Annotated in this window: 23 protein-coding genes and 4 pseudogenes; 14 read left to right on the forward strand and 13 right to left on the reverse strand. The window is 72.2% G+C overall.

The genetic code is table 11. The annotated features are described in order from the left end of the window. Nucleotides 1-14: 14 nt before the first annotated feature. The 4 genes from OOK41_RS19485 to OOK41_RS19500 all read right to left on the reverse strand — a co-directional run bounded on the left by OOK41_RS19485 (nucleotide 15) and on the right by OOK41_RS19500 (nucleotide 4,008). Nucleotides 15-1,082 (reverse strand): ABC transporter permease, encoded by a 1,068-nt coding sequence (locus OOK41_RS19485; protein WP_266266213.1) that lies wholly within the window; start codon nucleotides 1,080-1,082, stop codon nucleotides 15-17. After that, nucleotides 1,079-1,972, reverse strand: coding sequence for an ABC transporter ATP-binding protein (locus OOK41_RS19490; RefSeq protein ID WP_266266214.1), 894 nt, complete (start codon nucleotides 1,970-1,972; stop codon nucleotides 1,079-1,081). Before OOK41_RS19490 ends, OOK41_RS19485 begins: the two co-directional genes overlap by 4 nt. 81 nt (nucleotides 1,973-2,053) lie before the next feature. Further along, nucleotides 2,054-2,719, reverse strand: coding sequence for a response regulator transcription factor (locus OOK41_RS19495; RefSeq protein ID WP_117667020.1), 666 nt, complete (start codon nucleotides 2,717-2,719; stop codon nucleotides 2,054-2,056). Beyond that, nucleotides 2,716-4,008 (reverse strand): sensor histidine kinase, encoded by a 1,293-nt coding sequence (locus OOK41_RS19500; RefSeq protein WP_243639289.1) that lies wholly within the window; start codon nucleotides 4,006-4,008, stop codon nucleotides 2,716-2,718. Before OOK41_RS19500 ends, OOK41_RS19495 begins: the two co-directional genes overlap by 4 nt. 249 nt (nucleotides 4,009-4,257) lie before the next feature. Between OOK41_RS19500 and OOK41_RS19505 the strand changes: the two genes are divergently transcribed. Continuing rightward, the gene (locus OOK41_RS19505; RefSeq protein ID WP_207892645.1) at nucleotides 4,258-5,634 is read left to right on the forward strand and encodes a lanthionine synthetase LanC family protein; all 1,377 of its coding nucleotides are present in this window, start codon (nucleotides 4,258-4,260) and stop codon (nucleotides 5,632-5,634) included. A 50-nt stretch (nucleotides 5,635-5,684) separates the two neighbouring features. Here the strand turns inward: OOK41_RS19505 and OOK41_RS19510 are convergent, their stop codons facing one another. The 4 genes from OOK41_RS19510 to OOK41_RS19525 form a co-directional block, all read right to left on the reverse strand. Beyond that, nucleotides 5,685-7,262, reverse strand: a complete 1,578-nt coding sequence (locus tag OOK41_RS19510; RefSeq protein ID WP_266266215.1) for a Na+/H+ antiporter — start codon at nucleotides 7,260-7,262, stop codon at nucleotides 5,685-5,687. 259 nt (nucleotides 7,263-7,521) lie between these two features. Further along, the gene (locus OOK41_RS19515) at nucleotides 7,522-9,120 is read right to left on the reverse strand and encodes an MDR family MFS transporter (RefSeq protein ID WP_266266216.1); all 1,599 of its coding nucleotides are present in this window, start codon (nucleotides 9,118-9,120) and stop codon (nucleotides 7,522-7,524) included. Nucleotides 9,121-9,190: 70 nt separating this feature from the next. Beyond that, entirely contained in the window at nucleotides 9,191-9,814 is a 624-nt protein-coding gene (locus OOK41_RS19520; RefSeq protein WP_266266217.1) for a TetR family transcriptional regulator, read from the reverse strand. A 147-nt stretch (nucleotides 9,815-9,961) separates the two neighbouring features. Next, nucleotides 9,962-10,738 carry a hypothetical protein gene (locus tag OOK41_RS19525; RefSeq protein ID WP_266266218.1) on the reverse strand — a complete coding sequence of 259 codons (777 nt, stop codon included), beginning with the start codon at nucleotides 10,736-10,738 and terminating at the stop codon, nucleotides 9,962-9,964. A gap of 317 nt (nucleotides 10,739-11,055) precedes the next feature. Here OOK41_RS19525 and OOK41_RS19530 point away from each other — a divergent pair, with 317 nt between their 5' ends. Together OOK41_RS19530 and OOK41_RS19535 are read left to right on the forward strand one after the other, a co-directional pair. Then, complete coding sequence (locus OOK41_RS19530) at nucleotides 11,056-11,433, forward strand: hypothetical protein (RefSeq protein WP_266266219.1); 378 nt, start codon at nucleotides 11,056-11,058, stop codon at nucleotides 11,431-11,433. Further along, complete coding sequence (locus tag OOK41_RS19535; protein ID WP_266267900.1) at nucleotides 11,355-11,948, forward strand: hypothetical protein; 594 nt, start codon at nucleotides 11,355-11,357, stop codon at nucleotides 11,946-11,948. The genes OOK41_RS19530 and OOK41_RS19535 overlap by 79 nt, the downstream gene beginning before the upstream one ends. Nucleotides 11,949-12,073: 125 nt before the next feature. Here OOK41_RS19535 and OOK41_RS19540 read toward each other — a convergent pair whose 3' ends face one another. Beyond that, nucleotides 12,074-12,520, reverse strand: coding sequence for a hypothetical protein (locus OOK41_RS19540; protein WP_266266220.1), 447 nt, complete (start codon nucleotides 12,518-12,520; stop codon nucleotides 12,074-12,076). A 588-nt stretch (nucleotides 12,521-13,108) separates the two neighbouring features. Then, nucleotides 13,109-13,657 carry a carboxymuconolactone decarboxylase family protein gene (locus OOK41_RS19545; RefSeq protein WP_266267902.1) on the reverse strand — a complete coding sequence of 183 codons (549 nt, stop codon included), beginning with the start codon at nucleotides 13,655-13,657 and terminating at the stop codon, nucleotides 13,109-13,111. 583 nt (nucleotides 13,658-14,240) lie between these two features. Here OOK41_RS19545 and OOK41_RS19550 point away from each other — a divergent pair. Both OOK41_RS19550 and OOK41_RS19555 read left to right on the forward strand, forming a co-directional pair. Next, nucleotides 14,241-14,789: an RNA polymerase sigma factor gene (locus OOK41_RS19550; RefSeq protein WP_266266221.1), complete on the forward strand. Its 549-nt coding sequence runs from the start codon at nucleotides 14,241-14,243 to the stop codon at nucleotides 14,787-14,789. Nucleotide 14,790: 1 nt separating this feature from the next. Next, complete coding sequence (locus OOK41_RS19555) at nucleotides 14,791-15,828, forward strand: CU044_5270 family protein (RefSeq protein WP_266266222.1); 1,038 nt, start codon at nucleotides 14,791-14,793, stop codon at nucleotides 15,826-15,828. 147 nt (nucleotides 15,829-15,975) lie between these two features. Here the strand turns inward: OOK41_RS19555 and OOK41_RS31935 are convergent. Beyond that, a pseudogene (locus tag OOK41_RS31935) lies at nucleotides 15,976-16,413 on the reverse strand (YwiC-like family protein); the annotation flags it as partial. A gap of 6 nt (nucleotides 16,414-16,419) precedes the next feature. On the opposite strand from OOK41_RS31935, the pseudogene OOK41_RS19560 reads away from it, so the two are divergent. The 3 pseudogenes from OOK41_RS19560 to OOK41_RS19570 all read left to right on the forward strand — a co-directional run. Beyond that, nucleotides 16,420-17,022: pseudogene (locus tag OOK41_RS19560) on the forward strand (molybdopterin-dependent oxidoreductase); the annotation flags it as partial. Beyond that, nucleotides 17,021-17,206 (forward strand): annotated as a pseudogene (locus OOK41_RS19565) (MFS transporter); the annotation flags it as partial. The pseudogenes OOK41_RS19560 and OOK41_RS19565, both read left to right, overlap by 2 nt. Nucleotides 17,207-17,381: 175 nt before the next feature. After that, a pseudogene (locus OOK41_RS19570) lies at nucleotides 17,382-17,945 on the forward strand (SPFH domain-containing protein); the annotation flags it as partial. Nucleotides 17,946-18,766: 821 nt separating this feature from the next. On the opposite strand, the gene OOK41_RS19575 reads toward OOK41_RS19570, so the two are convergent. Next, complete coding sequence (locus tag OOK41_RS19575; RefSeq protein ID WP_266266223.1) at nucleotides 18,767-19,600, reverse strand: TetR/AcrR family transcriptional regulator; 834 nt, start codon at nucleotides 19,598-19,600, stop codon at nucleotides 18,767-18,769. Nucleotides 19,601-19,909: 309 nt separating this feature from the next. On the opposite strand from OOK41_RS19575, the gene OOK41_RS19580 reads away from it, so the two are divergent. Then, on the forward strand, nucleotides 19,910-21,436 hold the full coding sequence (locus tag OOK41_RS19580) for an MFS transporter (protein WP_266266224.1): 1,527 nt from the start codon (nucleotides 19,910-19,912) through the stop codon (nucleotides 21,434-21,436). Between the two features lie 126 nt (nucleotides 21,437-21,562). Here OOK41_RS19580 and OOK41_RS19585 read toward each other — a convergent pair whose 3' ends face one another. Next, nucleotides 21,563-22,090 (reverse strand): hypothetical protein, encoded by a 528-nt coding sequence (locus OOK41_RS19585; RefSeq protein ID WP_266266225.1) that lies wholly within the window; start codon nucleotides 22,088-22,090, stop codon nucleotides 21,563-21,565. Between the two features lie 159 nt (nucleotides 22,091-22,249). Here OOK41_RS19585 and OOK41_RS19590 point away from each other — a divergent pair, with 159 nt between their 5' ends. The 5 genes from OOK41_RS19590 (at nucleotide 22,250) to OOK41_RS19610 (ending at nucleotide 25,628) form a co-directional block, all read left to right on the forward strand. Further along, a complete protein-coding gene (locus OOK41_RS19590) occupies nucleotides 22,250-22,591 on the forward strand; it encodes a helix-turn-helix transcriptional regulator (RefSeq protein WP_117667042.1) in 342 nt (113 codons plus the stop codon). Between the two features lie 502 nt (nucleotides 22,592-23,093). Then, nucleotides 23,094-23,501, forward strand: a complete 408-nt coding sequence (locus tag OOK41_RS19595; RefSeq protein WP_117667046.1) for a YciI family protein — start codon at nucleotides 23,094-23,096, stop codon at nucleotides 23,499-23,501. An 8-nt stretch (nucleotides 23,502-23,509) separates the two neighbouring features. Then, a complete protein-coding gene (locus OOK41_RS19600) occupies nucleotides 23,510-24,655 on the forward strand; it encodes an RNA polymerase sigma factor (RefSeq protein WP_266267903.1) in 1,146 nt (381 codons plus the stop codon). Between the two features lie 137 nt (nucleotides 24,656-24,792). Then, nucleotides 24,793-25,308 carry an ATP-binding protein gene (locus OOK41_RS19605; RefSeq protein WP_266266226.1) on the forward strand — a complete coding sequence of 172 codons (516 nt, stop codon included), beginning with the start codon at nucleotides 24,793-24,795 and terminating at the stop codon, nucleotides 25,306-25,308. After that, nucleotides 25,305-25,628, forward strand: a complete 324-nt coding sequence (locus OOK41_RS19610) for an STAS domain-containing protein (RefSeq protein ID WP_117667052.1) — start codon at nucleotides 25,305-25,307, stop codon at nucleotides 25,626-25,628. The genes OOK41_RS19605 and OOK41_RS19610 overlap by 4 nt, the downstream gene beginning before the upstream one ends. Nucleotides 25,629-25,667 lie beyond the last annotated feature (39 nt).

Consider the following 25,667-nt stretch of genomic DNA (forward strand, 5'->3'; position numbering starts at 1 on the left):
CGGGGCGGGGCCGCTCAGCCGATCGGCTCGCGGTCGCGCCAGGCGCGGCGCAGCGTCACCCGCCCGTTGGTCCGCAGCAGGGCGCCCTCGTACAGCCGGGCCCCCACGGCCAGGCAGCCGGCGGTTGCGGCCAGCAGCACCAGCAGCGACAGCACCGGCTCCCAGCCGGCGGCGTCGCCGGTGAACAGCCGCAGCGGCATCGCCGTCGGCGCGGAGAACGGGACGTAGGACAGGATCCGCATGGCGAGCGGGTTGTCGTTGAGGAACAGCACCGCGAAGAACGGCAGCATCACCGCGAGCTGGACCGGCATCGACACGCCCGCGATGTCCTCCTGCCGGCTGGCCAGCGCACCTGCGACGGCCCACAGCGCGGCGAGCATCACGAAACCGATCACGAAGAACGGCACGAACCAGCCCAGCGCCGGGCCGAGCAGCGGCAGGATGCCGCCCCCGCCGGCGGCGATCCGCATGCCGGTGACCGCCACCGCGACGATCAGCGCGATCTGCCCGAGGGCGAGCACCCCACCGGCGATCACCTTGCCAGCCAGCAGTGCCCGCACCGGCACGGCGGCGACGAGGATCTCCACGATCCGGGTCTGCTTCTCCTCGGTCACGCTCTGCGCGATCTGCACGCCGAAGAGCTGGGAGGTGAAGAAGAACGTCATGGCGAAGGCGAACGGGACGAGGAACGCGGCCAGCGGGTCGAGGGCGTCGGGGTCCAGCAGCCGCACCGGCGGCTCGGTGCTCAGCGCGCGGACCACGTCGTCGGGACGCTCGTCGAGGGCGAGGACCCGCGGGCCGGCGACCACCGCCGCGTCGACGTCGCCGTCACGGACCAGCCGCTCGGCGGTGGCGTCGTCGGCGACCGGGCGGACGTCGAGGCCGGCCTGGCGCAACGCGTCGGCGTCAGCCGCGGTGGACACCGCCACGGTGGTGGGCCCGCCGGCGAGCAGGGCCGGGAGGATGGCCGAGCCGGCGGCGAAGAGCAGGAAGAACAGCGTACTGATCAGGAAGGTCTTGTCGCGCAGCTTGACGCGGATCTCGCGGGCGGCGACCAGGCGGACGGCGGCGAAGGTGGTCACTGGGTCAGCTCCCGGAAGATCTCGGCGAGGGAGGGGGCGACGGGGCGGAAGGCGCGCACCGGGCCGCGGTGCAGCGCGGCGTGCAGGACGCGCTGGTCGTCGTGGCCTGGCGCGAGGTCGAACACGGCGCGGGCGCCGTCGAGGTCGACCAGGGTGGTCCCGGGCTGGTCCCGCAGCCATCCGAGGTCGCCGTCCACCACCAGCTCGTAGCGGGGCTGGGTGTACGCGGCGCGCAGCTCGTCGCGCGGGCCGGCGGCGCGGACGGCGCCACCGGCGATGACCACCAGGTCGTCGCAGAGGCGCTCCACGACGTCGAGCTGGTGGCTGGAGAACAGCACCGGAACGCCCGCGGCGGCCCGCTCGCGCAGCACGGTCACGAGGGTGTCGACGGCTGCCGGGTCGAGCCCGGAGAACGGCTCGTCGAGCACCAGCACGTCGGGGTCGTGGACGAGGGCGGCGGCGATCTGGGCCCGCTGCTGGTTGCCCAGGGACAGCGTCTCCACGAGGTCGCCGGCCCGTTCGGTGAGCCCGACCCGGTCGACCAGGTCCGTGGTGTTGGCGCGGGCCTGCTCGGCGGTCAGGCCGTGCAGCCGGCCGAGGTAGACGAGCTGGTCGCGGACGCTCATCTTCGGGTAGAGGCCGCGCTCCTCGGGCAGGTAGCCGAAGCGGCGACGGGCCTGCCGGGTCAGCGGGGCTCCGCGCCAGGTGACGGTGCCGGAGTCGGGCGCGAGCACGCCGAGGATGATCCGCATGGTGGTGGTCTTGCCGGCGCCGTTGGCGCCGACGAAGCCGGTCATCCGGCCGGCCGGGACGTCGAAGGAGACGTCGGTGAGGGCGCGTCGGTCGCCGAAGCTGCGACTGACGCCCTCGACGCGGAGCAGGTTGATCATGCGTGCGACGCTAGCCGTCGCCGGGGTCTCCTGCCGTCCGGCCGCGGACGGATTTGGGCGTCCGCCGCGGGGTGGACCGGCTCACCCGCCGGGGCGCACCACCCCGTGCTCGTACGCGAAGACCACCGCCTGTGTGCGGTCGCGCAGCCCGAGCTTGGCCAGCACCCGGCTGACGTGGGTCTTCACCGTGGCCTCGCCGAGATACAGGGCGGCGGCGATCTCGGCGTTGGTGACGCCGCGGCCCAGCAGCTCCAGCACCTCGCGCTCGCGCGGGGTCAGCCCGTCGAGCAGGGCCGGGTCGGTCCGGGGGGCGCGCCCGGGCGGGGCGGCGAAGGTGGCGATGACCCGTCGGGTGATCTCCGGGGCGAGCAGGGCGTCGCCACGGTACAGGATGCGTACGGCGTCGACGAGGTCCTCGGGGGTGCCGTTCTTGAGCAGGAACCCGCTGGCCCCGGCCTGGAGGGCGGCGAAGAGGTAGTCGTCGCGGTCGAAGGTGGTGAGGATGAGCACGGCCGGTGCCCCGGGTGCGGCGGTGATCCGGCGGGTGCCCTCCAGGCCGTCCACGCCCGGCATCTCCACGTCCATCAGCACGACGTCGGGGCGCAGCGTGGCGGCCAGCTCGGCGGCCCGCGCGCCGTCGGCGGCCTCGCCGACCACCTCGATGTCGTCCTCCACCTCGAGGATGACCCGGAAGCCGGTGCGGACGAGGCGCTGGTCGTCGGCGAGCAGAACCCGGATCGCGCTCACGCCGCCCTCCCCGCGGCCTGCCGGGTCAGCGGCAGGCGGGCCCGGACGCGAAAGCCGTTGCCGGTGCGGGGACCGGTCTCCAGTTCCCCGTCGTGGGCGGCGATCCGTTCGCGCATGCCGACCAGCCCCATGCCGTCCGGGTTGGTCGGGGCGGTGCCCCGGCCGTCGTCGCTGACGTCGACCTCCAGTTGGCTGGCGAGGTAGCGGATGCGTACGTCGATCATGCTCGCCCCGGCGTGCTTGACGGTGTTGGTGACGGCCTCCTGCACGACCCGGTAGGCGGTGTGCGAGACGGGGCCGGGCAGCGGGACGGGGTCGCCGTAGACGCCGACGTGGGTACGCAGGCCGGCGGCGCGGGCGGTGTCCAGCAGCGTGGGGATCCGGTCGACGCCGGTCGTCGCGGGCGGTTCGTCCGGTTGCGGGCCGCCGGGCTGGCGCAGCAGGCCGAGCATCCGGCGCAGCTCGTCGACGGCGCTGCGGGCGCTCTGCTCGATCGCGCCGAGGGCGGTGCGGGCCTTGGCGGGGTCGCGGTCCAGGACGCGCCGGCCCGCGGCGGCCTGCACGCCCATGACGGAGACGTGGTGGGCCACGGAGTCGTGCAGCTCGCGGGCGATGCGGACCCGCTCGGTGAGGATCGCGCGTTCGTGGGCCTCGGCCTGGGAGCGGCGTAGCTGCTCCGCCTGGGCGGCGAGCTGGTGTTCGCGGCGGGCGGCGGTCCACGCGGTCTCGCCGAAGAAGTACGCGAAGCCGAAGATGAGGACGTTGAGCAGGACGCCGTTGACGATGGCGGCGAGCACGGGTGGCACCGGGCCGGCGGCGTCGGCGAACGCGCCGGGCGGCAGGTTGGAGACGCCGACCGCGTACGCGAGGGCGAGCCAGGCGAACATGGCGGCGATGACGGCGATCCGGATGGCGCGGGAGCGGCGCCGGTCGGGCCCCCACGCGCCGAGGGTGTAGATCGCGGCGAACAGGGCGCCGGAGGAGAGCTGAGCCTCGGGGGCGGAGCGGACCTGGCCGGCGATGAACGCGACCGCGACGGCCACGGCGACCACCTCGGGCCGGCGGCGTCGCCAGGCCAGGGGAAGGGTGACCGCGACCGACCAGAGGAGCCGCTCGGGCCACGACGGCGGGTCGCCGAGCACGAACAGGCCCGCGCTGCTGGTCAGGGTGAGGTTGAACAGCGCGACGACCGCGACGGCCAGCCCGATGTACAGGTCGTGGCGTTGCTGCTCGGGGGTGGGGCCGGGACGGCGCCACCCGCTGTCGCCGGGCGTCGGTGCGGTGCTCACCCACCGGACCCTTTCACGTGCCGGGGACGGCGGTGGGGCGGGGCCTCCCCCTGCTTCTGCTGGGGCGGGTGGTGCGCCGGCCGTGACGGACATCACCCGCGGTTCGACTCCCGCGCCGGGGTCGCCGCGGCGTTTCCCGAGGCGGTGGACCGGGCGGACCTCGTCGAGCTGAACCCCAGCCCGGCCCGCCGGGATCCACGGCGTGCCGGGCGGCCCCCCGGTCCCGGTCGGCGCCGGTACGGTGGCCGGGTGACGGACGCAGCCGGGTATCGCGAGCTGGGCGAGGCGGGGTGGGCGTGGGTGCTCGGCCAGGTCCGCGAGGACGAGGGGCCGTGGCTGCCGGAGTCGGTCGCCGACGACGCGCCGCCGGGCGGCCCGGCCGGGGACCGCGACTCGTTGTACGCCGGGATCGCCGGCCTGGCCCCGGTGCTGGCCGAGGTCGAGCGGCACCGGGCGCTGACCGCCGCCGAGCGGTCCCTGGCGACGGGGATCGTGGCCCGGCTGTCGGCCGGGGCGGCGGTACGCGCCGAGCCGTCCCTGAGCGACGGGCTGGCCGGGGACGTGGTCGCGCTGCGGTTGCTCGCCCCCGGCCAGGAGGGGGTCGCGCTGCGCCGGCTGGCCGAGCTGCGCACCCCGGCGGGGTGGGACACCACCCTCGACGTCGGGCCGGGGCACCGGGGACCGCTCACCGATCTGATCATGGGTACGGCCGGCGTGGTGCTGGCCGCCGCCTGGGCGGGTGGGGACGACGCCCCCGGGATCATGTCGGCTGGTGGGGAGGCGCTGCTGCGGGTGGCCGAGCCGACCGCCGCCGGGCTGGACTGGCGCCTGCGGCCGGGGCACCCGTCGAGCACGCCGAACTACTCGCACGGCACGGCGGGGGTGGCCACGGCGCTGGCGGTCGCCGGGCACGCGCTGGGCCGGGACGAGTTCCTCGACGCTGCCTGTGCGGGCGCCCGGCACCTGCTCGCCGTCGGCTGCCTGGACGACGACGGTTTCGTCGTGCCGCACACGATCCCCGCTTCGCGGCGGGAGGTGGAGCCGGTGACGTACGGCTGGTGCCACGGGCCGACGGGGACGTCGTACCTGTTCGCCGCGCTGGCCTTCGCCGGGGTGGAACAGGTCGCCGGGTTCCCGGTCGGTGAGCTGCGGCGACGCTGCCTGCGTTCGGTGCTCGCCGCGGGGCTGCCGCACCGGCTGCGCCCGGGGTTCTGGGACAACGACGGCCGCTGCTGCGGTACCGCGGGGGTCGGCGACATGCTGCTCGACGCCGCCCAGGACTGCCCCGACCCGGCTGCGGCGACGCTGCTGCTGCGGTCCGCCCGGACCATGGGTGACGCCCTGGTCGAGCGGGCGGTCCGCGACGACGCCGGCGCCCGGTGGCGGTTCGTGGAGCACCGGCGGGATCCGCCCCTGCTTCCGCCCGGAACGGCGTGGATGCAGGGCGCCGCGGGGATCGCCGCGTTCCTGTTCCGCCTGGCCCGGGTGTGCGAGGCGCCGGCCAGCGCCGTCGTCGTCGACCGGCCCGAGCAGTGGTGGGCGGTCCCGCAGCGGCTGCGCGTCGCGTCCGCCGGTGCGGCGGCGGGCGGACGGCCGGCACCGCGGCCCCGGGGGCTGCCCGCGTAGTCGGTCCGGCGACGGCTCGGGCCGGGGTGGATCGGACGGGCCGGTGGTCGTCACTCGGGGGTGGCCGGGCCCAGCAGCCGGATCTCCTCGATGTCGAGCGCGGCCTGGAGTTCCCGCAGCACCGTGTCGTCGATCTCGTTCGTGTTCCGCAGCCGAGTGATCTCGCGGCGCTTGCGTTCCAGCACGCCCAGCCGCAGCCGGCGCTCGAGGTCACGGGCCTGCTCGGACGTCTCCCCCACGTCGGCGGCGCGGACGCCTTCGAGGTGGGCCTGGTAGTCGACGCGCACCCGGTCGACGACCTCCGGTGCCACGTCCAGCCCGCCCGCCACCTCCGGCAGCGCCGCCAGCGCGACCTCGATGGACCGCAACCGGGCCCGGCGCACCTCGTCGACGCGCTGCTGGTCCCCGACGAGGCCCGCCCACCGGACCACGAGCGGCAGGGTGGTGCCCTGGACCAGCATGATCAGCACGATCACCACCGCCGTGCAGAAGATGATCAGATCGCGTTCGTGGACCGGCTGCCCGGTGGGGGTGGTCAGCGGCACCGCGAGCGCCGCGGCCAGGGACACCGCGCCCCGGAAGCCGGCCCAGCCGGCGGCCGTGCGGATCCGCCAGCCGACCCGCAGCTCCCGCTGCGACTTGCGGCGGTCGATCAGCCTCAGCAGGTTCGCCGACAGGTGCAGCCAGGCCATCCGGGTCGCCAGCACCGTGGCGGCGACCGCCACGGCGATGACCAGCGCCCGCGCCAGGGACGTGCTGGGGACCCCGCGCAGCGCGCGGGGGATCTGCATCCCGAGCAGCACGAACAGGCCACCGTTGATCAGGAAGGTGCTGAGGTCCCAGAAGGCGAAGGCCATCACCCGGGAGGGCGCGCGGATCACCCGGGGTGCGGCGTAGGCGAGCACCAGGCCCGCGACGACCACGGCGAGCACGCCGCTGGAGTGCAGCTCCTCGGCGATCAGGAACGCGACGAACGGGGTGAGCACGCTGAGCGTGCCCTCCCGCAGCGGGTCGTCGAGGCGACGGCGTACCAGGACGACCAGGCCCCCGACCGCCAGCCCGGCCGCGACGCCACCGAGAAACGATCCGGTGACCCGCTCCAGCAGCGGCAGCGGCCCCGGCGGGGCGCCGCCGGTGATCAGGCCGACCGCGACGGCGAACAGGACCAGCGCGGTGCCGTCGTTGATCAGGCTCTCCGCCCGCAGGATGTTGAGGAACCGGCGGGGCAGCCGCTTGGCCAGGCCGGCGACGGCGGCGGCGTCGGTCGGGGCGAGCACGGCGCCGAGCACCCAGGCCGCCGGCCCGGCCACCCCGACCGCCTGGGCGACCACCGCCACCGCGACCATGGTGACCGCCACCAGCGCCACCGCGAGCAGCATGATGACCACCAGGTTGGCGCGGATCTCCCGCAGGCTGATGGTGAGGCTCTCCCGGTAGAGGATCGCCGGCAGGAACAGCAGCAGCACCACGTCCGGTTCGAGCACCACGTCGGACAGCGGCGGGGCGAGCGCCAGCAGCCCGCCCATCCCGATCAGCAGGACGGGCGGCGCGACGCGGTAGCGCCCGCCGAGGGTGGTGCCGACCAGCACGGTGGCCGCCAGCACCACGATCAGCACGAGCCCGGTCACGTCGTCCCCTCGTCGCCCCGTACGGCCGGCGTGCGGCCGGCCGGGTCGAGGGGGGTCTCGGGCGTCCGCCCCACCATGGTTCTACGGCGGCCGGACACCGGAGGCTGGAACTGGCCTATTGGCGCGACGGCGGGGGCGGGTCGAGGGGCCGGGCCGGAGCGAGGAAGCCGTGGGCCGGTGGGCGGACGTCGGTCGGGGCGGCGGACGTCGACCGGCGGCCCGGATGCACCGGACCGTCGATCGGGTCGTACCGCGTCGTTCAGTGCGCCGGCGGCGCCGCGGCGGCGGCCTCCTCACGGGCGAGCCGCTCGCTGCCGCTGAGGGTGTGCAGCGGCTCCTCCCGGATGAACAGCACCGTCACCAGGGCGAGCAGGGCGAACGGGGCGCCGATCAGGAACAGCTCGGCGGTGGCGGTCCCGTACACCTCCTGCACCACCCGCAGCACCGGCGCGGGCAGCGCGGACAGGTCGGGCACCTCGGTGGAGCCGCCCTCGGGGGCGCCGGCGCCGAGCGGCCCCAGCTTCTCGGCGCTCAGCGCCGCCACCCGGTTGGCCAGGACGGCGCCGAGGGCGCTGACGCCGATCGCCCCGCCCATGCTGCGGAAGAAGGTCAGCACGGAGGTGGCCGCGCCGAGCTCCTGCGCGGGCACGTCGTTCTGCGCGGCCAGCACCAGGTTCTGCATCAGCATGCCGACGCCGGCGCCGAGCACCACCATGTACGCGCCGAGCAGCACCTCGTTGGTGCCGGCATCGATGGTGGCCAGCAGCAGCATGCCGAGGGTCATCACCACGCCGCCCGCCACCAGGTAACGCTTCCAGCGGCCGTACTTGGTGATCAACTGACCGGCGATGGTCGACGAGACCAGCAGGCCGAAGATCATCGGCAGGCTCATCAGGCCGGCCACCGTAGGCGACTTGCCCAGCGCGATCTGGAAGTACTGGCTGAGGAAGACGGTGCCGCCGAACATCGCCACGCCGACCAGCGTGCTGGCGACGGTGGTCAGCGTCACCGTCCGGTTGCGGAAGATGGCCAGCGGCACGATCGGCTCGGCCGCCCGGGACTCCACCCAGACGGCGAGCGCCAGCAGGGCCAGCCCGCCCCCGACCATCAGCGCGGTCCAGCCGGAGGCCCAGGCGAACTGGTTGCCGGCCAGCGACGACCAGATCAGCAGCGTCGAGACGCCGGAGGTGATGAACAGGGCGCCGAGCCAGTCGATGCGGACGGTGCGGCGCGAGGTCGGCAGGTGCAGGGTGCGCTGGAGCAGGACGATGGACAGCAGCGTGAACGGCACCCCGATCAGGAAGCACCAGCGCCAGCCGAGCCAGGAGGTGTCCACCAGCACGCCGCCGATCAGCGGGCCGGCGACGGTGCCGACGCCGAACACGGCGCCGAAGATGCCCGCGTATCGGCCCAGCTCGCGGGGCGGGATCATCGCCGCCATGACGATGGTGGCCAGCGCGGTCATGCCGCCGGCGCCGACCCCCTGCACGATCCGGCTGACGAGCAGCACCTCGACGTTCGGGGTGAACCCGGCGATCAGCGAGCCGACCACGAACAGGCCGAGGGAGAACTGGATGAGCAGCTTCTTGCTGTAGAGGTCGGCCATCTTGCCCCACAGCGGGACGGTCGCCGTCATCGCCAGCAGCTCGGTGGTGACGATCCAGGTGTAGACGGTCTGGGTGCCGTTCAGGTCGGCGATGATCCGCGGCAGCGCGTTCGCCACGACGGTGGACGCCAGGATCGACACGAACATGCCGACCATCAGGCCGGAGAGTGCCTGGAGCACCTCTCGGCGGGACATGCGGCCCGTGCCGGCCTCGGCGGGCTCGGCGGTCTCGGGCACGGCAGGGGCGGTCATCGACGCTTCCTCACAGGGTTACGGGTTCCATGGGCCTCCGGGCGGGTCGCCCGGAGGAGATGCGAAACGGTCACCGGGCCGGGCCGGGCTCCGGCAGGCCGGCGGCGAGCGCGGCGAACGCCTCGTCGACCAGGTCAGCGAGGTCCCGGTCGTCGCGGTGGGTGGCCCACCGGGTCATCGCCGCACGCAGGGCCGCGCCCGCGACGGCGGTGACCAGCCTCGGGTAGGGGTGGTCGGGACCGACGCCGAGCCGCGCCGCGAGGACGTCGACGATCGCCTGCTCGGTCGCGGCGTTTCCGGCGATCAGTCGCGGCAGCAACGCGGGGTTGCGCGTCACCACCTCCATCCGCAGGGACCACAGCTCACGGTCGGCGCGGATCTCGTCGATCACCTCGTCGAGCGCGTGCCGCAGGGTGGTCAGCACCGGCTGGCCGGGCGGGGCTGCCGCGACCCGGGCCACGAGCCGCACGCCGCCGCCCGCGGGGTCGCCGACCAGGGCCTCGTCCTTCGAGGCGAAGTAGTTGAAGAAGGTGCGCGCGGAGACGTCGGCCGCCGCGCTGATCTCCTCCACCGTCACCTGGTCGAGGCCCCGCTCGGCGACCAGACGCAGCGCCGCCTCCGCCAGGGCCGCCCGGGTCTGCCGTTTCTTGCGGTCCCGCAGGCCGGGGGCGGGCGGGGCGCCGGGGGTCGTCACGCCGGCGACACTACAAATCACCTTGCAGAGAGTGCAAGTTTTTAGTTTGTGAAGTTTTGGTGCCGCGACGGCGGGCCGTGCGGACGACGGGCCGCGCCGCCGGTGCCCGACCGGGCGCTCCGGCCGATTCGCACCCGGTTCGGGCGGTCAGGAGAAGCGCTCGATCGTGACCGGGATGAGCCCCTGCATCCGCAGCGCCGTGGTCAGCTCGCGCAGCAGCGGCCCGAGCGGGTCGGCGCCGCCGGCGAGGTCGGCGTTCAGGTCGAGACACCAGGGGCCGCCGGCGCCGATCCGGCGCAGGTGCCAGGTGAAGGAGTCGGTCCCGATCCGGCGGGCGGCCACCCCGATGATCCGCGCCCCCGGGTCGGCGGGGTCGCCCGTGCTCGCCATCCGCCAGGCGCCACGCAGGTTCGCCAGCCCGTCCGGGCGCAGGTCGGCGGCGAACAGGACCCGGTACACGCGGCTGTCGCGCTGCCCGACGCCGGCCGGACGGGGGCTCAGCCGCAGCGGGGCCGCCGTGGACAGCGGCTGCCCGTCCTGGAAGTGGCCGCGCAGCGCCTCCTCGCCGGGCAGCTCGCCGCCGCCGAGCCGGCGGTAGGCGGCTGCTGCCTCGTGCCGTGGCACCCCGACCACCCGGCGGCGCAGGTCGGCGTCCACCCGGATGCTTCGGCTGAAGGCCGCGCAGTCCCACCAGTGGCCGTCCGCCGGTGTCCACGCGGCGGAGTCGAGGCGCACCGCCGCGCAGTCCTCGCCGAGCACGAACTCCTCGACGACGAGCCCCTCCGGGGCGGCCGAGCCCGCGCCCGGCCCGTCGGGTTGGACGAGGTAGTAGTCGAGCGCCGGCTGCGGGACCCGGGCGGCGGGGCCGGGCCGGCGCGCCGGCGCGCCGCCGGGCCGGCTCTGCTCCGCGTGCCATGTTGTCACCGCCGCATTGTCGACCGGTGCCGCCCGCCGGCCCGGCCGACTCGCCGTACGCTCCGTCGGGCTGGTGGCTCTGGAGCCGCGACCGGTTCCAGCCGCCCGCCCGCGCCAACACCACCATCGTCTCCTGGCCGGACGCGGGAGTACGCCCGTGGCTACGCCACCGCGTACCCGGCCCTGGGCAACGGCCAGCCGGCACAGCTCTTCTCCTCCTACGACCAGCAGACGGTCGACACCCAGCTTCCGCTGGATGCGGCTGCGACACCGCCGCCCTGCAACGGTTCGACCCGGTCGGCGACGAGGGGCCCACGCGCGACGCCATGACGGTCAAGGTCCGCGGCGCGGCCGAGCGCTTCGGCCGCAGGTTCCACCTCATGTACGACGTCACCGGCCGGACGTCGATGCAGACCCAGATCAAGGACGACTGGACCAACCGGATGTCCGCGCACACCGCCTCCCCGGCGTACGCCCGGCAGAACGGCCGGCCCGTGGTCTGCGTCTGGGGCTTCGGCTTCAACGACGACGGCCGCCCTTTCGCGCCCGCCCCCTGCCTCGACGTGGTCAACTGGTTCAAGGCCCAGGGCTGCTACGTCGTCGATAGTCTGTGTTCGTGGTCGAGATGCCGGGAGTGCGGTGGGGTGGGAAGGCCGCGCGGCGGTTGGCGAGGCTGGGCTCGGTCCGGATCGGCCCGGGCCTGACCGGCGAGGAGTTGGCCCGGGTCGAGGAGCAGTTCGGGTTCGAGTTCGCTGATGATCACCGCTCGTTCCTTGCGGCGGGGCTGCCGGCGGGCGGCGGCTGGCCGGACTGGCGCTACGGCGATCCGGACGGCTTGCGGCAATGGCTCGCGCTGCCGGGGAAGGGCGTGTTGGAGGCGGTCAGGTCCAAGGGCTACTGGGCTTCGAGTTGGGGCGTTCGCCCGGACGGCGTGACCGATGCCGAAGCCGCTGCGGCGGACCACCTCGCCGCGACGCCCTGGTTGGTTCCGATCTTTGGCCGTCGGTACCTGCCCGCCGGTCGTGGGACCTACGGGCATCCGGTGTTGTCCGTGTACGGGGCCGACGTCATCTGCTGGGCGCCGGCCCTGGTCGACTATGTACTGCAGGAGTTTGGCGAGGGCGGTGTCGGCAGAAGGTACTCATACGAGGGCTGGGAGATGTCGGCAAGCGCAGAGTTCTGGGCGGAGTACCTGGCGTGGCCGGCTCTCGAACCGTAGTTCGCGAGGATTTGGCACGCTCCAGCGCCGCGCCGACCGCATACATATCGGCATGAGCGCGCTTCGCGGCAGATCCGGATGCCGTCCGTCCCCCGACGCCTCTTGGTGTCGCTGGTCGGATACCTTCAACAGCGCCCGGACCGAAAGATCCGTCGGTCCTCCGATCGTGTCGGGCGCGAGAGCTGAACCATGTCGTCGACAACGTCGGCCGGCTCCGTCACCTGGAACAGGTCGACCGGCGGCGGACCAGCCAGATAGGCGACGTTGATCACCCATTTCTGGTACTGCCACTCGCAGTTGCCCCAGTACTCCCAGAGCCGGAAGTTGAGGCGCCAGCGCCCCCATTGGCCGACCAGCAGACGGAGCACCGTGTCATTCGGGCGCGGCGGGAAGACAGTGAAGCACTGACACCAAACATGGGTGTCGCCGGTTACCACAAGCTGCCCAGCCACCATCTCCAACTGCACGCCAGCCGAGCTGAACGGCCCGGCTTCCGGCAAAGTGAGCCTGGTCGCCGTCTGTTGCACCGCGAAGTCGTTCTCCTCACGGGCAACGACCTGGTGGACAAGCACCTCGGCTCGGCCCCCGGGTGGTGGCAGCGGGAGTGCCTTGGCGGCTGCATTGCGTCGCGCCACCCTTCGCACACCTCGCGACCGCTTCACCCATTCCTCAGGGGCGGCCGGGGCACCGGGAGGCAGCCTGAACACCTCCGCCAGGGCGTTACGTCGTACCGCCCCGGGTGCGCCTCGCGACCGCTTAGTCCATGCCGTCAGCACCCGCTGGACCACGATCATCAGCCGACTCTCACAAATCCTGTCAGGACGGTCAAGCGAAATGCGTCGAGGGAATCTCAGTCAACGCGGGACGCGGGGGACGCCCATCGGACGAGCAGCCACACGTGTCCGGCCGGTCCCAGACACCACTCCTGGTCGCCGGCGATGTGCAGCAGGGCGCGCAGTTTCGCGGAGATCGGAGCGTTGTCCAGGTCGGCGTGACCCTGGTCGACCAGGACCGGTCTCCGGCCGGTACCGGATCAGTCCGTAGATGCCCAGGTAGACGTGGCTCGTCCTGGCGGAGGTCGATATGTGCCATGACCTGATGCTCCGGGCCTGCTCGTGGGGCGGGCGGGGTTCGGCCCAGTGGCGCCGGCCGAATCGTCGTCAGACGACCTGCCGGTAGCCGGTGGCGACGATGCGCTCGGACGCTTGCGCGTACCACCCAGGGTCGGCCGCCCGTTGGGTGCCGAGGCCGTCGACGTACCGGTTGAACATACAGAAGGCCGCCGCGATCAGCACCGTGTCGTGGATCTCCAGGTCGGTGGCGCCCTCGGCACGGGCGGTCGCGACCAGTTCGGGGGTGACCTCGCGTCCGCTGACCTGGACGGCGGCGGCGATGTGCAGCAGGGCGCGCAGCTTCGCGGAGATCGGGGCGTTGTCCAGGTCGGCGCGTACCTGGTCGACCAGGGTCATGCCATCGTCGAGCTGCGCCGCCGCGTACGCCGAGTGCGCCGAGCAGCAGTAGGTGCACTCGTTACGGCCGGAGACGTACGCGGCGATCAGTTCCCGTTCCCCGGGGGTGAGCGGGTGCGGTCCGCGCAGCAGCACCTCGACCAGCTCAAGCAACGGTTGGCCGGTCTCCGGCCGGAAACGCAGCGGCCCACGGACGCCCGGGAACTCGGTCTCATCCACCCCGAGATCGATGTATGCGATGAGGTCACTCTCCTGCATCTCGAAGCCGGTCCCTGATCGTGGCTGAGGATCGAATCTAGTGAGTCCACCGCGGCATCTCAAGGGTGTGCGGTGTGCTGTCCGCTGGGCGTCCAACGGGGACCGTCGCCGGGTCTCATACAGATCTTGGCGGTGTACGGCTGGCGCAAGCGGTGGTGGTCGGCGTGGTCGGCGCGGCGGCGTCGGCGTTCCCCCACCTCGCAGGTCACCGCGCTCACCCGGCCCGGGGACGTGGTAGTGGGCTTCACCACCAGCGGACGCTCGCCGAACGTCACCGCCGCTCTGCGGATCGCCCAGGCCGCTGGCGCGCTGACCAGCTCTTCACCAAGCGGCCCGACGGCAGCAGGCGGCCCGACCCTGACGCGCAGCCCGGGCCGCCGGCACCGAACACCCCGACTGGCTAACCGCGACGCGAAGCAACCTCGACGTCGCGGCCCGCCAGGCCACCCAGAGGGGCCAGTCGCAGAGCGGGTTTGACGAGAACCGGCGGCGCTCTTCAGGAAATCGTTCGTCGCTGGGTGTGATGTTTTGCCTGGTCCTGGACATAAGCACAGTAGGAGGTGCCATGGACGTCGCGGAGAGCCAGTTCACCGAGCTGTACACGCGTCATCACGGTGACGTGTGGCGGTATGTGGCTCGACGGATCGCCGGGTCCGACATCGGCGATGTTGTTGCCGAGGTCTTCCTGGTCGCGTGGCGGCGTCTGGGCGATGTGCCGTCCGGGTCGGCGTTGCCGTGGTTGTACGGGGTGGCTCGGCTGGTGCTGGCCAACGAGGCCAGGGGCCGCCGAAGGTGGCAGGAGTTGACGCTGCGGGTTGCCGCGGAGCCGGACCAGGCGGTGCTGGCGGATCACGCGGATGAGGTGGTCAGCCAGCGTGACATCGCGGTGGCTTTTGGCCGGTTGTCTGGTGCTGATCAGGAGATTCTGCGGCTGGTGGCCTGGGAGCGCTTGACAGTTTCCGAGGCTGCGGTAGCGCTGGAGCAATCTCGGGCGGCGTGCGCGATGCGGCTGATGCGTGCCCGCCGCCGGCTCCGGACGCAGCTGGATGTGGTCCTTGGTGGAGCGGTACGGACGCCACAATCGGCGCCGTCGATGTCGAACTGGGGTGGGTGAGATGAGCGCCGTCGATGAGGTGCGTCAGCTTCTGGGCGACCTGGATCCCGCACGGGACGACCAGGCGGCGGATGAGGAGCGCCGGGTGCGGGACCTGGCCCGTATTCTCGCCTCCGACCGCGTCGTGGGTGCCGCCAAGCGGCCGGTTCCGCGACGCCGTCTCATCCTGCTGGCAGCCGGCGCGGCGGTCCTGGCGGTGGCTGCTGGCGGGGTGGCGGTCGAGACGATGCGGGAGCCGCAGCCGGCCTACGCGGCCACCCCCCCGGTCCTCACCTACGGGCCGCCAGTGAGTGCGGAGCCAGCCGGCGCCCGGCTGCAACTCCTGGCGCAGATTGCGGCGAGGCAGCCGGCACCACAGCGGCCGGCCGGCACGGTAGAGCACCTGGAATCGGCGAACTGGTTCCTGGACTCCTCCATCTCTGCCGATCGGACGATATCCGCTGTCGTGCCGGAGCAGTGGCGGTCCTGGCGGGCCGACGACGGCGCCGTCCGGATAGTCAAGAAGGCACTGCCCCCGACGTTCCGCACCGATGCCGACCGTCGAGAGTGGCAGAGCAGGGGCGGCCGGATCGACTCGACGGAGGAGGTGGACGACTACGCGGCCGGCGAGTTCTACAGCCGCTGGCAGGGTGCCGTACCGACGGATGCCGCCGCACTACGCGGGTGGCTGACCACCGGTGCCTCCAGGCAACGGGCGCCCGTGCAGTATCTGGAAGACGTCGCCGAGCTGGCCGGCGTGCGGCTGCTGAACCCAGCCCAGCGCGCGGCGGCGCTCAGGCTACTGGCCAGCCTGCCGGGCATCACTGCCACCGGAACCGTCACCGACCGGGCCGGACGCACCGGGGAGGCATTCTCCATCACCTCCGACGCCCACGGCCTGCCCGCCCAGTACACGGTCATCGTCGATCCAGACTCCGGCAGGCTGCTGGGATACGAGGCGGTGCTGACCACGACCGCGGGCAAGCTGAACGTGACGATCCCCGCAGTGATCACCTACCGGTCATACTTGCTCGCCGAGTACACCGCCAGGCCCCGCTGAGCGGGTGCGGAGGCGGGGCCGGGCGGCTCCCGATCCTTGGGAGCGAAGCGGCACTGAGTGGCATCCACGCTTAGCCGACGCCGATGTCGAACCCGGCTGCGAGGCGGGCGCAATCCAGAGGGCTGATCCTGCGGGGAGTTCCTGGAGTGCGACCAGCACCACGGCAAGGACAAGCAGGCAGCAGACGGTCTCGATCACCCCTACCTGCACCGGCGACAGCCGCCGCGCCGGCAGGATCCCGGCCCGGGCCAGGAGCAGCACAAAGACCGGTACGAGCAGCATGTCGAGCGATGCCGCCGCGATCAGAGCGACCACGTGGAAGCCGACGGAGAGGCGGAGGTAGCCGGCGTCCCCACGTTCCCGGATCATGGTCTTGACGTACAGGACGGTGCCGACCAGGTACAGCATCACGGCCAGGAACGCGGGGACGACCCCGGCGAGAGGCACGCCGGACAGGGTGGCCAACACGAAGACCAACAGACAGCTCTGCGCCACGGAGGCAAGGTCGTTGAGCAGGGCGCGCTCCCGCCGTCGCCAGGCGTACCCGGCGTTGACCGTCAGCAGCACGGCGTAGACGGGGGCGTAGAGGTGCCGTACACGTCGGCGTGGCAGGAGCCGATCACCGGGGTGCCGGCCGCACAGGTGGCCCGGGTGGCGCGGGAGTTCGCCGACAACGCGGAACGCTCCGGCGGCCGGTCGATGATCCTGCTGGGCGCCGGCACCAACCACTGGTTCCACTCCGACGCCACCTACCGGGCGCTCCTGGCGCTGGTTACCCTCACCGGCTGCCAGGGCGTCAACGGCGGCGGCTGGGCGCACTACGTCGGGCAGGAGAAGTGCCGCCCGGCGACCGGGTGGGCGCAGCTCGCCTTCGGTCTGGACTGGGTACGCCCGCCACGGCAGATGATCGGCACCGCCCTCTGGTACGTGCACACCGACCAGTGGCGCTACCACACGTACTCCGCCGACATGGTCTCCTCCCCCACCGGCACCGGCACGTTCGCCGGCAAGCACACCATGGACCTGCGGGCGCAGTCGGCGCGCGCCGGTTGGATGCCCTCGATGCCGACCTTCGACCGCAGCCCCCTCGACCTGGCCGACGAGGCCCTCGGGGCCCGGCCGGACGACCCGGCGGGCTGGGTGGCGGAACGGCTCGGTCAGGGCGACGTGAAGTTCGCCTGCGCCGACCCGGACGGTCACCGGCCTGGTGGGCGCCGCCGGCGGCCTCGGCGGCTTCGTCCCACCGCTGGTGATGGGCTGGGTGTACGGGTCGCAGAGCTCGTACGCCATCGGCCTGATGCTGCTCTCCGATGTCGCGCTGGCCGCCGCGGTATTCACTGCGGTGAAAATGGGCGGCCTTGCCAGGCGCGTCACCTGACCGTCCGACAGAGTGCTCCGCCCTTCAGGGCGGGGTGCAGGCCCGCACCTCGGGTAGCGTCGGGACGCACGTTTCCCACCTCAGGCGAGCTGCCCGAAGCGAGAGGGTGAGGGGTATGGAATTTGTGATGGTCAGCGCGGGTGGGTTCCAGGCGGCCAGCTATTCGGGCAGCCCCATGTCGCCCCGCGGCCTGTTGGTCGCCGTGGCGTTGGTCGTCGTGATGATCCTGGTCAAGGCGGTGCGGATCGTGCCGCAGCAGCGCCAGGACGTGGTGGAACGGCTGGGCAGGTACAAGCGCACCCTGAACCCGGGTCTGAACCTGCTGGTTCCGTTCATCGACGCGGTCCGCACCAAGGTCGACATGCGGGAGCAGGTGGTCAGCTTCCCGCCGCAGCCGGTGATCACCTCGGACAACCTGGTGGTGTCGATCGACACGGTGCTCTACTTCAAGGTCGTCGACTCGGTCCGGGCCACGTACGAGATCTCGAACTTCCTCCAGGCCATCGAGCAGCTCACCGTCACCACCCTGCGTAACGTGATCGGCTCGCTGGACCTGGAGCGGGCGCTGACCAGCCGGGAGGAGATCAACCGGCACCTCTCGGGCGTGTTGGACGAGACCACCGGCCGGTGGGGCATCAAGGTCACCCGCGTGGAGATCAAGGCGATCGAGCCGCCGGCCAGCATCCGCGACTCGATGGAGAAGCAGACGCGCGCCGAGCGGGACCACCGTGGCGCGCTGGGCGGGCTGAGCCAGCTGGCCGGCGACGCGCCGTCGCCGGAGGCTGCCGACGGGGCGAGCGTCGCCTTCGAGCACCGCGACCCGAAAACGGTCCGCCAGATCGGTGACGTCCGCCTCAGCTGACCACCCAACGACGGCCACGCGGCCCTGGAGCAGGGCACCGGTGGGACGTGCACGTGGTGTTGGGTAGGGGTGTGCACGAGGGCGGCGGCCCGAGGCGGCGGCGCATGACGGACGGCGAAGCTGGGTATGGTGGGATGTGTCGGTGTCGCCGGGCGCTTGCCCGTGATCGAGACACTGATCGGGCGCCGCCCTGAGCGCCGGGTCTGCGACGAGGTTGCCGGCACGAGACGCCGACGGCTTGATGGGCTCCTCTTCCGAAGGACAGGACTACCGCATGGCATTGAAAGTTGTTGATCTACCGGGGTTGTTTCTCGCCGTGGCGAGCGCTGATGGGCCCGACGGTCCGGGTGTGACATTCGACGGCAGCGAGGAAGCCATGCGGCGACTGCGCCATCCGTTCGCGGTGAAGCAGGCCCGGCCGGCGCCCTCGACGTCGACACCAGCGAAGACCTCACCGAGGCGATCGCGACCGTCCTGACCCGCCACCGGGTGACGCGCCGGCAGCAGACCTGCTGCTTGCCCCGCTCCGATGCCCGGGGAATCGCAGAAACATGACGCCCGCGAACGCGATGACGTACCCAGTCGTGTCGTGACCGGGGAGAACGTCGTGCGCCGCCGCGGCGAGTAGGCCCAATTCATCCCGGCAGGCTGACCCCGGGGGACGATCCGACCCGCGTGACGGGCCCGCCCGCCGCGGCTCAGGCCTCGATGCCCCGCCGCGCGAGATCGGCCGCGATGCCGTCCAGGACATGGGCGAGGCCCGAGGCGAACAGGGCGTCGAGGTCCCAGGAGACGCCGCCCGCGCGCATCGCGGAGGCGAGCCGCGGGTACGCGCCGGGCTCGAAGAGCGGGCTGCGTTCGTGGGCCGAGGCGTGCGCCGTCCGCTGCGCGGTGCTTCCCGCCTGCCGTTCCGCCTCCACGTCGCTGACGTAGGTCAGCGCCACACCCTGCACGTAGGTGGCGAACATGAACATGTACCGGAGGGCGTCGGCAGGTTCGAGGCCGAGTCCGTCGAAGGAGGAGAGGGCGCTCTCGCTGTCCGCCGCGAGTGCCGGGCTGAAGTGCGCGCGGGTCGTCACCAGAACCCTCGACAGGATCCACGGGTGGCGGTGGTACAGCTCCCAGTCGCGGTAGGCGGCTCGTTCGAGGCCGTGCCGCCAGTTCCGCGGCGGCGCGTCGGGCAGAGGGACGTCGGCTATCGCGGCCTCCACCATCAGGGTCACCAGATCGTCCTTGGACGCCACGTGCCGGTACAGGGCCATGGTGCTCGCGCCGAGGTCCGTGGCGACCCGGCGCATCGACAGCGCGTCGAGCCCCTCCGCGTCCGCGATGTCGATGCCGGCCCGCACGATGCGCTCGACGGTGAGGTGGGGTGCGCTGTCGCCGTCCTTCGGGACGTCGACCGGCGCCTCCGTCCTACGCGCCCGGTAGGCCCGCGCTTGGCAGGCGCGGGAGCAGTAGCGCCGCGGCCGCCCCCGTTCCGCGGGCTCCAGCGTCTTTCCGCAGGACGCGCAGGCCGACTGCTCCGACATCACCACACTCCTTTTCGTCACACCTACCGAAGGTGTGTCGAAATTCTATCCCGCCATCGGAGCGAACGCATCAAGCAGGGAAAGCCGCAGGTCAGAAATGCGTTTGCAGCCACTCGCCCACGTGTGCTTATCCTGTACGCAGCGGCCCGCGTACTAAGTACGCACCGAGTGACGGAATCCGTCCCGGCCGACATGCCACAGCCAGCCGAAAGAGCAGGAGCGAAGGACGTGACCGAAGCGAGCAAGAGAGCCGGAACCAGACAATGGGTCGGGCTCGCCGTTCTGGTGGTGCCGTGCGTACTGGCGTCCATGGACATGTCCGTCATGTTCGTCACGCTCCCGTCCCTGACGGCGGACCTTCAGCCGAGCAGCTCCCAACTGCTGTGGATCATGGACGCCTACGGCTTCCTGCTGGCCGGGCTGCTGATCACGATGGGCACCCTCGGTGACCAGATCGGACGGCGGCGGGTGCTGCTGACCGGGGCCACGGCCTTCGGTCTCGCCTCGGTCCTGACCGCCTACGCGTCCAGCCCCGAGATGCTGATCGCGACCCGCATGCTTATGGGCATCGCCGGAGCCTCGCTGGCCCCCTCCACCCTCTCCCTGATCCGGAACATGTTCCACGACGACCGGCAGCGGGCCACCGCCGTCGGGGTCTGGACGGCCGGCTTCGCGGGCGGCGCCATCGTCGGCCCCATCATCGGCGGCCTGCTGCTGGAGCACTTCTGGTGGGGCTCGGTCTTCCTGATCAACGTCCCCGTGATGATCCTGCTGCTGGTCCTCGGGCCACTGCTGCTGCCCGAGTACCGCGACCCCAAGCCGGGCCGCTTCGACCTGCTCGGCGCCCTGCTGTCCCTGGTGGCCGTCCTCGCCGTGATCTACGGCATCAAGCTGACGGCGGAGCACGGCTTCGGATGGACCCCGGCTGCCTGCATCGCCGCCGGACTCGCCGTGGGAGCACTGTTCATCCGCCGCCAACGCACGGCCGTGAACCCGATGATCGACCTCGCGCTGTTCCGCACCCGCCGGTTCAACGTGCCGCTGCTCATCGACGCACTGGCGACCTTCGCGATGGTCGGCTTCTCGCTGTTCAACTGGCAGTTCATGCAGCTCGTCCTGGGCATGAGCCCGTTCGAGTCGGCCCTGTGGTCGCTGCCCACGTTCCTCGTGATGCCCGTGGGTATCGCCCTGGCCACCGCGATGGCACCGCGTATCGGCAAGCCCAACGTGATGACCGCCGGGCTTCTCGTGGCAGCCGCCGGATACGTCGCGCTGTCCCTGATCCGGACCGACTCGGGCATCGTCTACCTGGTGAGCGCCCTGGCCGTGGTCTCCATCGGCATCGGCGGCGTAGCCGCCGTCGTCACCGAGGTGATCCTGTCCGCCGCGCCGCCGGAGCGAGCCGGGGCGGCCTCCGCCCTGGCGGAGACCTCCGCCGAGTTCGGCGGCGCGCTGGGCATCGCGGTCCTCGGCAGCATCGGCACCGCTGTCTACCGCTCGCAGATGGAGTCCCAGGCCCCCGCGGGCCTCACCGGCAAGGAGTTGGCGGCGGCGGAGGAGACCCTCGGTGGCGCCGTCGACACCGCTGCGGCCCTACCGGGCCAGACCGCACAGGCGCTGCGGAGCGTGGCCTTCGACGCCTTCACCCACGAGATGCGGATCGCCGCGGTGGTCAGCGCCGTCCTGACGGCGGGCGGGGCCATCCTGATCGCCACCGCGCTCCGCGCCGCACGCGACCGGCCCGGACCCGCCGCCTCACCGGTCCCCGGGCAGACGGCACAGCACGGCAGCCGCGACCGGGCCGACGAACTGGCCGCCCCGACGCCCACGTCGTGAACCCCGGTCCCGTGGGCCGTACCGGTGTAGCCGCGCCCTCTCCCGGGCTGCGGCTACACCGCCGGCGGCTCCACGTCCCGGCATGTGCGGTACGCACCCCGAATGCCGTAGGGCCGGCCGCGAGCTTCAGCCGCGACTGGCGTACAGGTACACGGTGACCACGTCGGGTGCGTCTAGGTCGAACAGGACCGATCGGCGCGTGCCGTCGGCGGTGGGTTGCTCCTCGACGATGCCGGAGACGGTCCTGGCGGTTTCGGGGTCCCACAGGCTGCCGCCGCCGACGTTGTGTTTCGCGTCGACCGCCCGAACCCCCGGTGCGGGAGCCGCCGTGAACTCTGCCTCAGCGATGAAGGCGTCAAGCGCAGTACGGGGTATGCGGATCTTCGCCGAAAGCAGGGTTTCCAGGCCGTTGCTGTAAGCGGCGGACAGCAACACGGCTCCGGGAGGCAGGGTCACGTGAGCGACAGCTTCCACCTGAGCCGCGCTGGCGACCTGCGGACCTGACTGCACCGGGAGGGCATCTAGTTCGTCAATGTCGAAGACCAGCCCGGCCACACCGCACGCGATCAGCGACAGCACCAAGCTGATGCACGCAAGTGCGAACACGCTGTTCCTGCGCCGTTTGCGGGTCTTCCGGGCAGCGGTCTCGATCATGGCCAACACAGTAAGGCGCGCACGCCCGTCGGCCACCTGTGGAGCCCTGAGGATCCATGCGAGCGGTCCGGCGATCGCCCGGAACACCCGATATGTGCATGGATGGGTGCTGCGGATGGCACGATGGCAGTTGTGGGAAACAAATCGACTGGAACGGCTATGCCCCAAATCTCGCCACTCGCCGGTGAGCCGATCAAACGTGCCGATGCCGAGCGGCTCGCGGGAGTCCTGAAGGCGTTCGCGGACCCCGCCCGGCTGCGGCTGCTCAGCCTGATCCAGTCGGCCCCGGAGGGCGAGGCTTCCGTCTCTGACCTGACTGCGCCGCTCGGCCTCTCGCAGCCCACGGTCAGTCACCACCTGCGTATCCTCACCGAGGCCGGCTTGCTGGAGCGGGAGAAGCGCGGGGTGTGGGCGTACTACCGGCTGGTGCCCAGTGCGATCGCGACGGTCGCAGATCTGCTGACCCCGCCACGCAAGCGATCAGCACGGCGAACCCGCTGACGCGTGACAATCTCACCGTCGTCAGCCCGTCGAGTAGCGCGGACCGGCTGATAAAGGGGCCGTACCCTGCGACGCTCGATCGGAGCCGGCTGTGGATCGAGTACGGCGGCGAGCTGCTCGACGCGGAGGTGAGCGGCGGGTACCTGCTTGCCCGCGTGCTCCTCGACGTTGCCGGCACGCTCCGGACGGAAGATCCACCCCACGCTCACCGGGCTCCACGGGACGCGCGACACCCTCCCGACCAGCACAAACGTACGATCGTCGAGTCCAGTGACCCGGTAGCAGCCGCACCCTGCGACGCGAGGCCCCGCCAGCCGGGCTGCCGTCGGGCCCTACCCGGGTGCACTCTCCCGCCACGCCGTGAACACCGCGAGGCGGCTCACCCAGGTTCAGCTACGAGACCCAAAAAATCTCGGACGGTGATGTCGAGAACTGGTGACTGGCTCCGTCCCCGTGGTGAACGCGACCATGATGGGTCGCACCAGCATCGAGGAGAACCACGATGGCCAAGTATTTGCTGCTCAAGCACTACCGCGGCGCTCCGGCTCCGGTCAACGACGTGCCCATGGACCAGTGGACGCCGGAGGAGATCTCGGCGCACGTGCAGTACATGAACGACTTCGCGGCCCGGCTCGAGGGGACCGGCGAGTTCGTCGACGGTCAGGCGCTCGCCGCCGAGGGGATGTTCGTCCGGTACGACGGCGAGGGTCGCCCGCCGGTCACCGACGGCCCGTTCGCCGAGACCAAGGACCTCATCGCCGGCTGGATGGTGATCGACGTCGACAGCTACGAGCGCGCCATCGAGCTCGCCGGGGAGCTGTCGGCCGCCCCTGGCGCGGGCGGGAAGCCGATCCACGAGTGGCTCGAGGTGCGCCCGTTCCTGGCCGCGCCGCCCACCATCACGCAGTGACTGCTCAGGTGGACGAGGCCCTGCTCCGGAGCCTCACGCCGAGCGTGCTCGGGATCCTCGTCCGCCGCGGAGCCGACTTCGCGGCGGCCGAGGACGCCGTGCAGGACGCGCTGGTCGAGGCGGTCCGCGTCTGGCCGGCCGACCCGCCGCGGGATGCGAAGGGTTGGCTGGTCAGCGTGGCCTGGCGCCGGTTCCTCGACGCGACCCGGTCCGACGCCGCCCGCCGCCGGCGTGAGGACCTCGTCGACGAGGAGCCGGCGCCCGGGCCCGCGCCCGCGGTGGACGACACGCTCCAGCTCTACTTCCTGTGCGCCCACCCGTCGCTGACGCCGTCGTCCGCGGTCGCGCTCACGTTGCGCGCCGTCGGCGGGCTGACCACCCGCCAGATCGCCCAGGCATACCTGGTGCCCGAGGCGACCATGGCGCAGCGCATCAGCCGGGCCAAGCGCACCGTCTCCGGCGTGCGGTTCGACCAGCCCGGCGACGTCGCCACCGTGCTGCGCGTCCTCTACCTGGTCTTCAACGAGGGCTACTCCGGCGACGTCGACCTCGCCGCCGAGGCCATCCGGCTCACCCGGCAGCTCGCGGCCACGATCGACCACCCCGAGGTGGCCGGGCTGCTCGCCCTCATGCTGCTCCACCACGCCCGGCGCGCCACCCGGACCGCGCCCGACGGCAGCCTGGTGCCGCTCGCCGAGCAGGACCGCAGCCGATGGGACACCACGTCGATCGCCGAAGGTGTCGAGATCCTACAGGCGGCCCTCGCCCGCGACCGGCTGGGCGAGTTCCAGGCCCAGGCCGCCATCGCGGCACTCCACGCAGACGCGCCCACCGCCGAGGAGACCGACTGGATCCAGATCGTCGAGTGGTACGACGAACTCGCACGCCTGACCGACAGCCCGATCGTCCGGCTCAACCGCGCGGTGGCCATCGGCGAGGCCGACGGACCGCGCGCCGGCCTGGCAGCGCTCGCGGCGCTGAACGACTCACTGCCCCGCCACACCGCGGTGGCGGCACACCTCCACGAACGCGCCGGCGACCTGGCGACAGCGACACGGCTGTACGCCGAGGCGGCCCAGAAGGCACCCAACCTCGCCGAACGCGACCACCTGACCCGCCAGGCCGCCCGGCTCAACGCCCGCAGGTATCGCTGACGGGTCGCGCTCAGACCTACCCGCAGAACCTGGCGCGGCCCCATGAGCAGAGCGGTATCGCGCGGCGGTGGGCGGGGGCGGGGCACTTGCCGGTGTGCAAGGGTCGCGGATCGGTCGGGGCCGGGTAGCCTCCCCGCATGGGCGACGACAGGCAGCTCCATGAACGGGATGGCGGCGCGCGCGGGCCTGCCACCTTCGAGCTGGCGCTGATGTCGCAGGATTTCACCGCCGCCACGGTCACCGAGGTGCGGCACGCGGTCGAGGCGCTGGTGTCCGCGGCGGGGATGCCCGAGGGCGCCGGCTACAATTTCGTTCTCGCCGTGCACGAGCTGGTCGCCAACGCGGTGCGCCACGGCGGCGGCCACGGGCACGTCGAGCTGCGCCGCCGGGACGACGTTCTGGTCTGCGAGGTCAGCGACCAGGGTGCCGCCGCTGGCAGCATGCAGGTGCGGCTACCGGCGGCAGATGTGGCCGGGGGGCGAGGGCTGTGGCTGGCCGACGAGCTGACCGGCGGCCTGACGCTGAACCGCCGGCCCGACGGCATGACCGCCTCGGTCACCGCCTACCTGTCGCGCCGCGCCATGCCCCGGGCAGAACGCGTGGACGCGAGCGAGGCACACCTCACCGAACAGGCGGAGGACGACGAGAAGTGATTCCCATCCCCACCTGGCAGCACCACGTCCGCGTCGAGCACGACCGCAGTGTCCTCACGCTGTCCGGGGAGATCGACGTGAACGCCGCCGCACGACTGCTGGATCTCCTCACAGCGACGATCAACACCGCCGAGCTGGTCGAGGTCGACGTCCACGCGGTGGAGTTCATCGACTCGACCGTCATCAGCGCCCTGATCACCGCCCGGAACACGGCGACGGCGGTGGGCCGCCGACTCGTTCTGGTCAACGCCACGGGCCGGGTCCGCCGTATTCTCCAGATCACCGGCGTGCTCGACAGTCTATTGCCCGGCAGTAGCTGAAACCAGGGGCCCGCACCTCCCGCCGCGCCAAGCCCGTGA

This window comes from Micromonospora sp. NBC_01655, assembly GCF_026339755.1.
GTDB lineage: Bacteria > Actinomycetota > Actinomycetes > Mycobacteriales > Micromonosporaceae > Micromonospora.

Coding starts and splice junctions, on each gene's coding strand:
- OOK41_RS19490 (WP_266266214.1), bottom strand. CDS start 1,972: ATGATCAACCTGCTCCGCGTCGAGGGCGTCAGTCGCAGCTTCGGCGAC.
- OOK41_RS19515 (WP_266266216.1), bottom strand. CDS start 9,120: ATGACCGCCCCTGCCGTGCCCGAGACCGCCGAGCCCGCCGAGGCCGGC.
- OOK41_RS19530 (WP_266266219.1), top strand. CDS start 11,056: ATGACGGTCAAGGTCCGCGGCGCGGCCGAGCGCTTCGGCCGCAGGTTC.
- OOK41_RS19535 (WP_266267900.1), top strand. CDS start 11,355: ATGCCGGGAGTGCGGTGGGGTGGGAAGGCCGCGCGGCGGTTGGCGAGG.
- OOK41_RS19550 (WP_266266221.1), top strand. CDS start 14,241: ATGGACGTCGCGGAGAGCCAGTTCACCGAGCTGTACACGCGTCATCAC.
- OOK41_RS19555 (WP_266266222.1), top strand. CDS start 14,791: ATGAGCGCCGTCGATGAGGTGCGTCAGCTTCTGGGCGACCTGGATCCC.
- OOK41_RS19575 (WP_266266223.1), bottom strand. CDS start 19,600: ATGTCGGAGCAGTCGGCCTGCGCGTCCTGCGGAAAGACGCTGGAGCCC.
- OOK41_RS19580 (WP_266266224.1), top strand. CDS start 19,910: ATGGACATGTCCGTCATGTTCGTCACGCTCCCGTCCCTGACGGCGGAC.
- OOK41_RS19585 (WP_266266225.1), bottom strand. CDS start 22,090: ATGATCGAGACCGCTGCCCGGAAGACCCGCAAACGGCGCAGGAACAGC.
- OOK41_RS19590 (WP_117667042.1), top strand. CDS start 22,250: ATGCCCCAAATCTCGCCACTCGCCGGTGAGCCGATCAAACGTGCCGAT.
- OOK41_RS19595 (WP_117667046.1), top strand. CDS start 23,094: ATGGCCAAGTATTTGCTGCTCAAGCACTACCGCGGCGCTCCGGCTCCG.
- OOK41_RS19605 (WP_266266226.1), top strand. CDS start 24,793: ATGGGCGACGACAGGCAGCTCCATGAACGGGATGGCGGCGCGCGCGGG.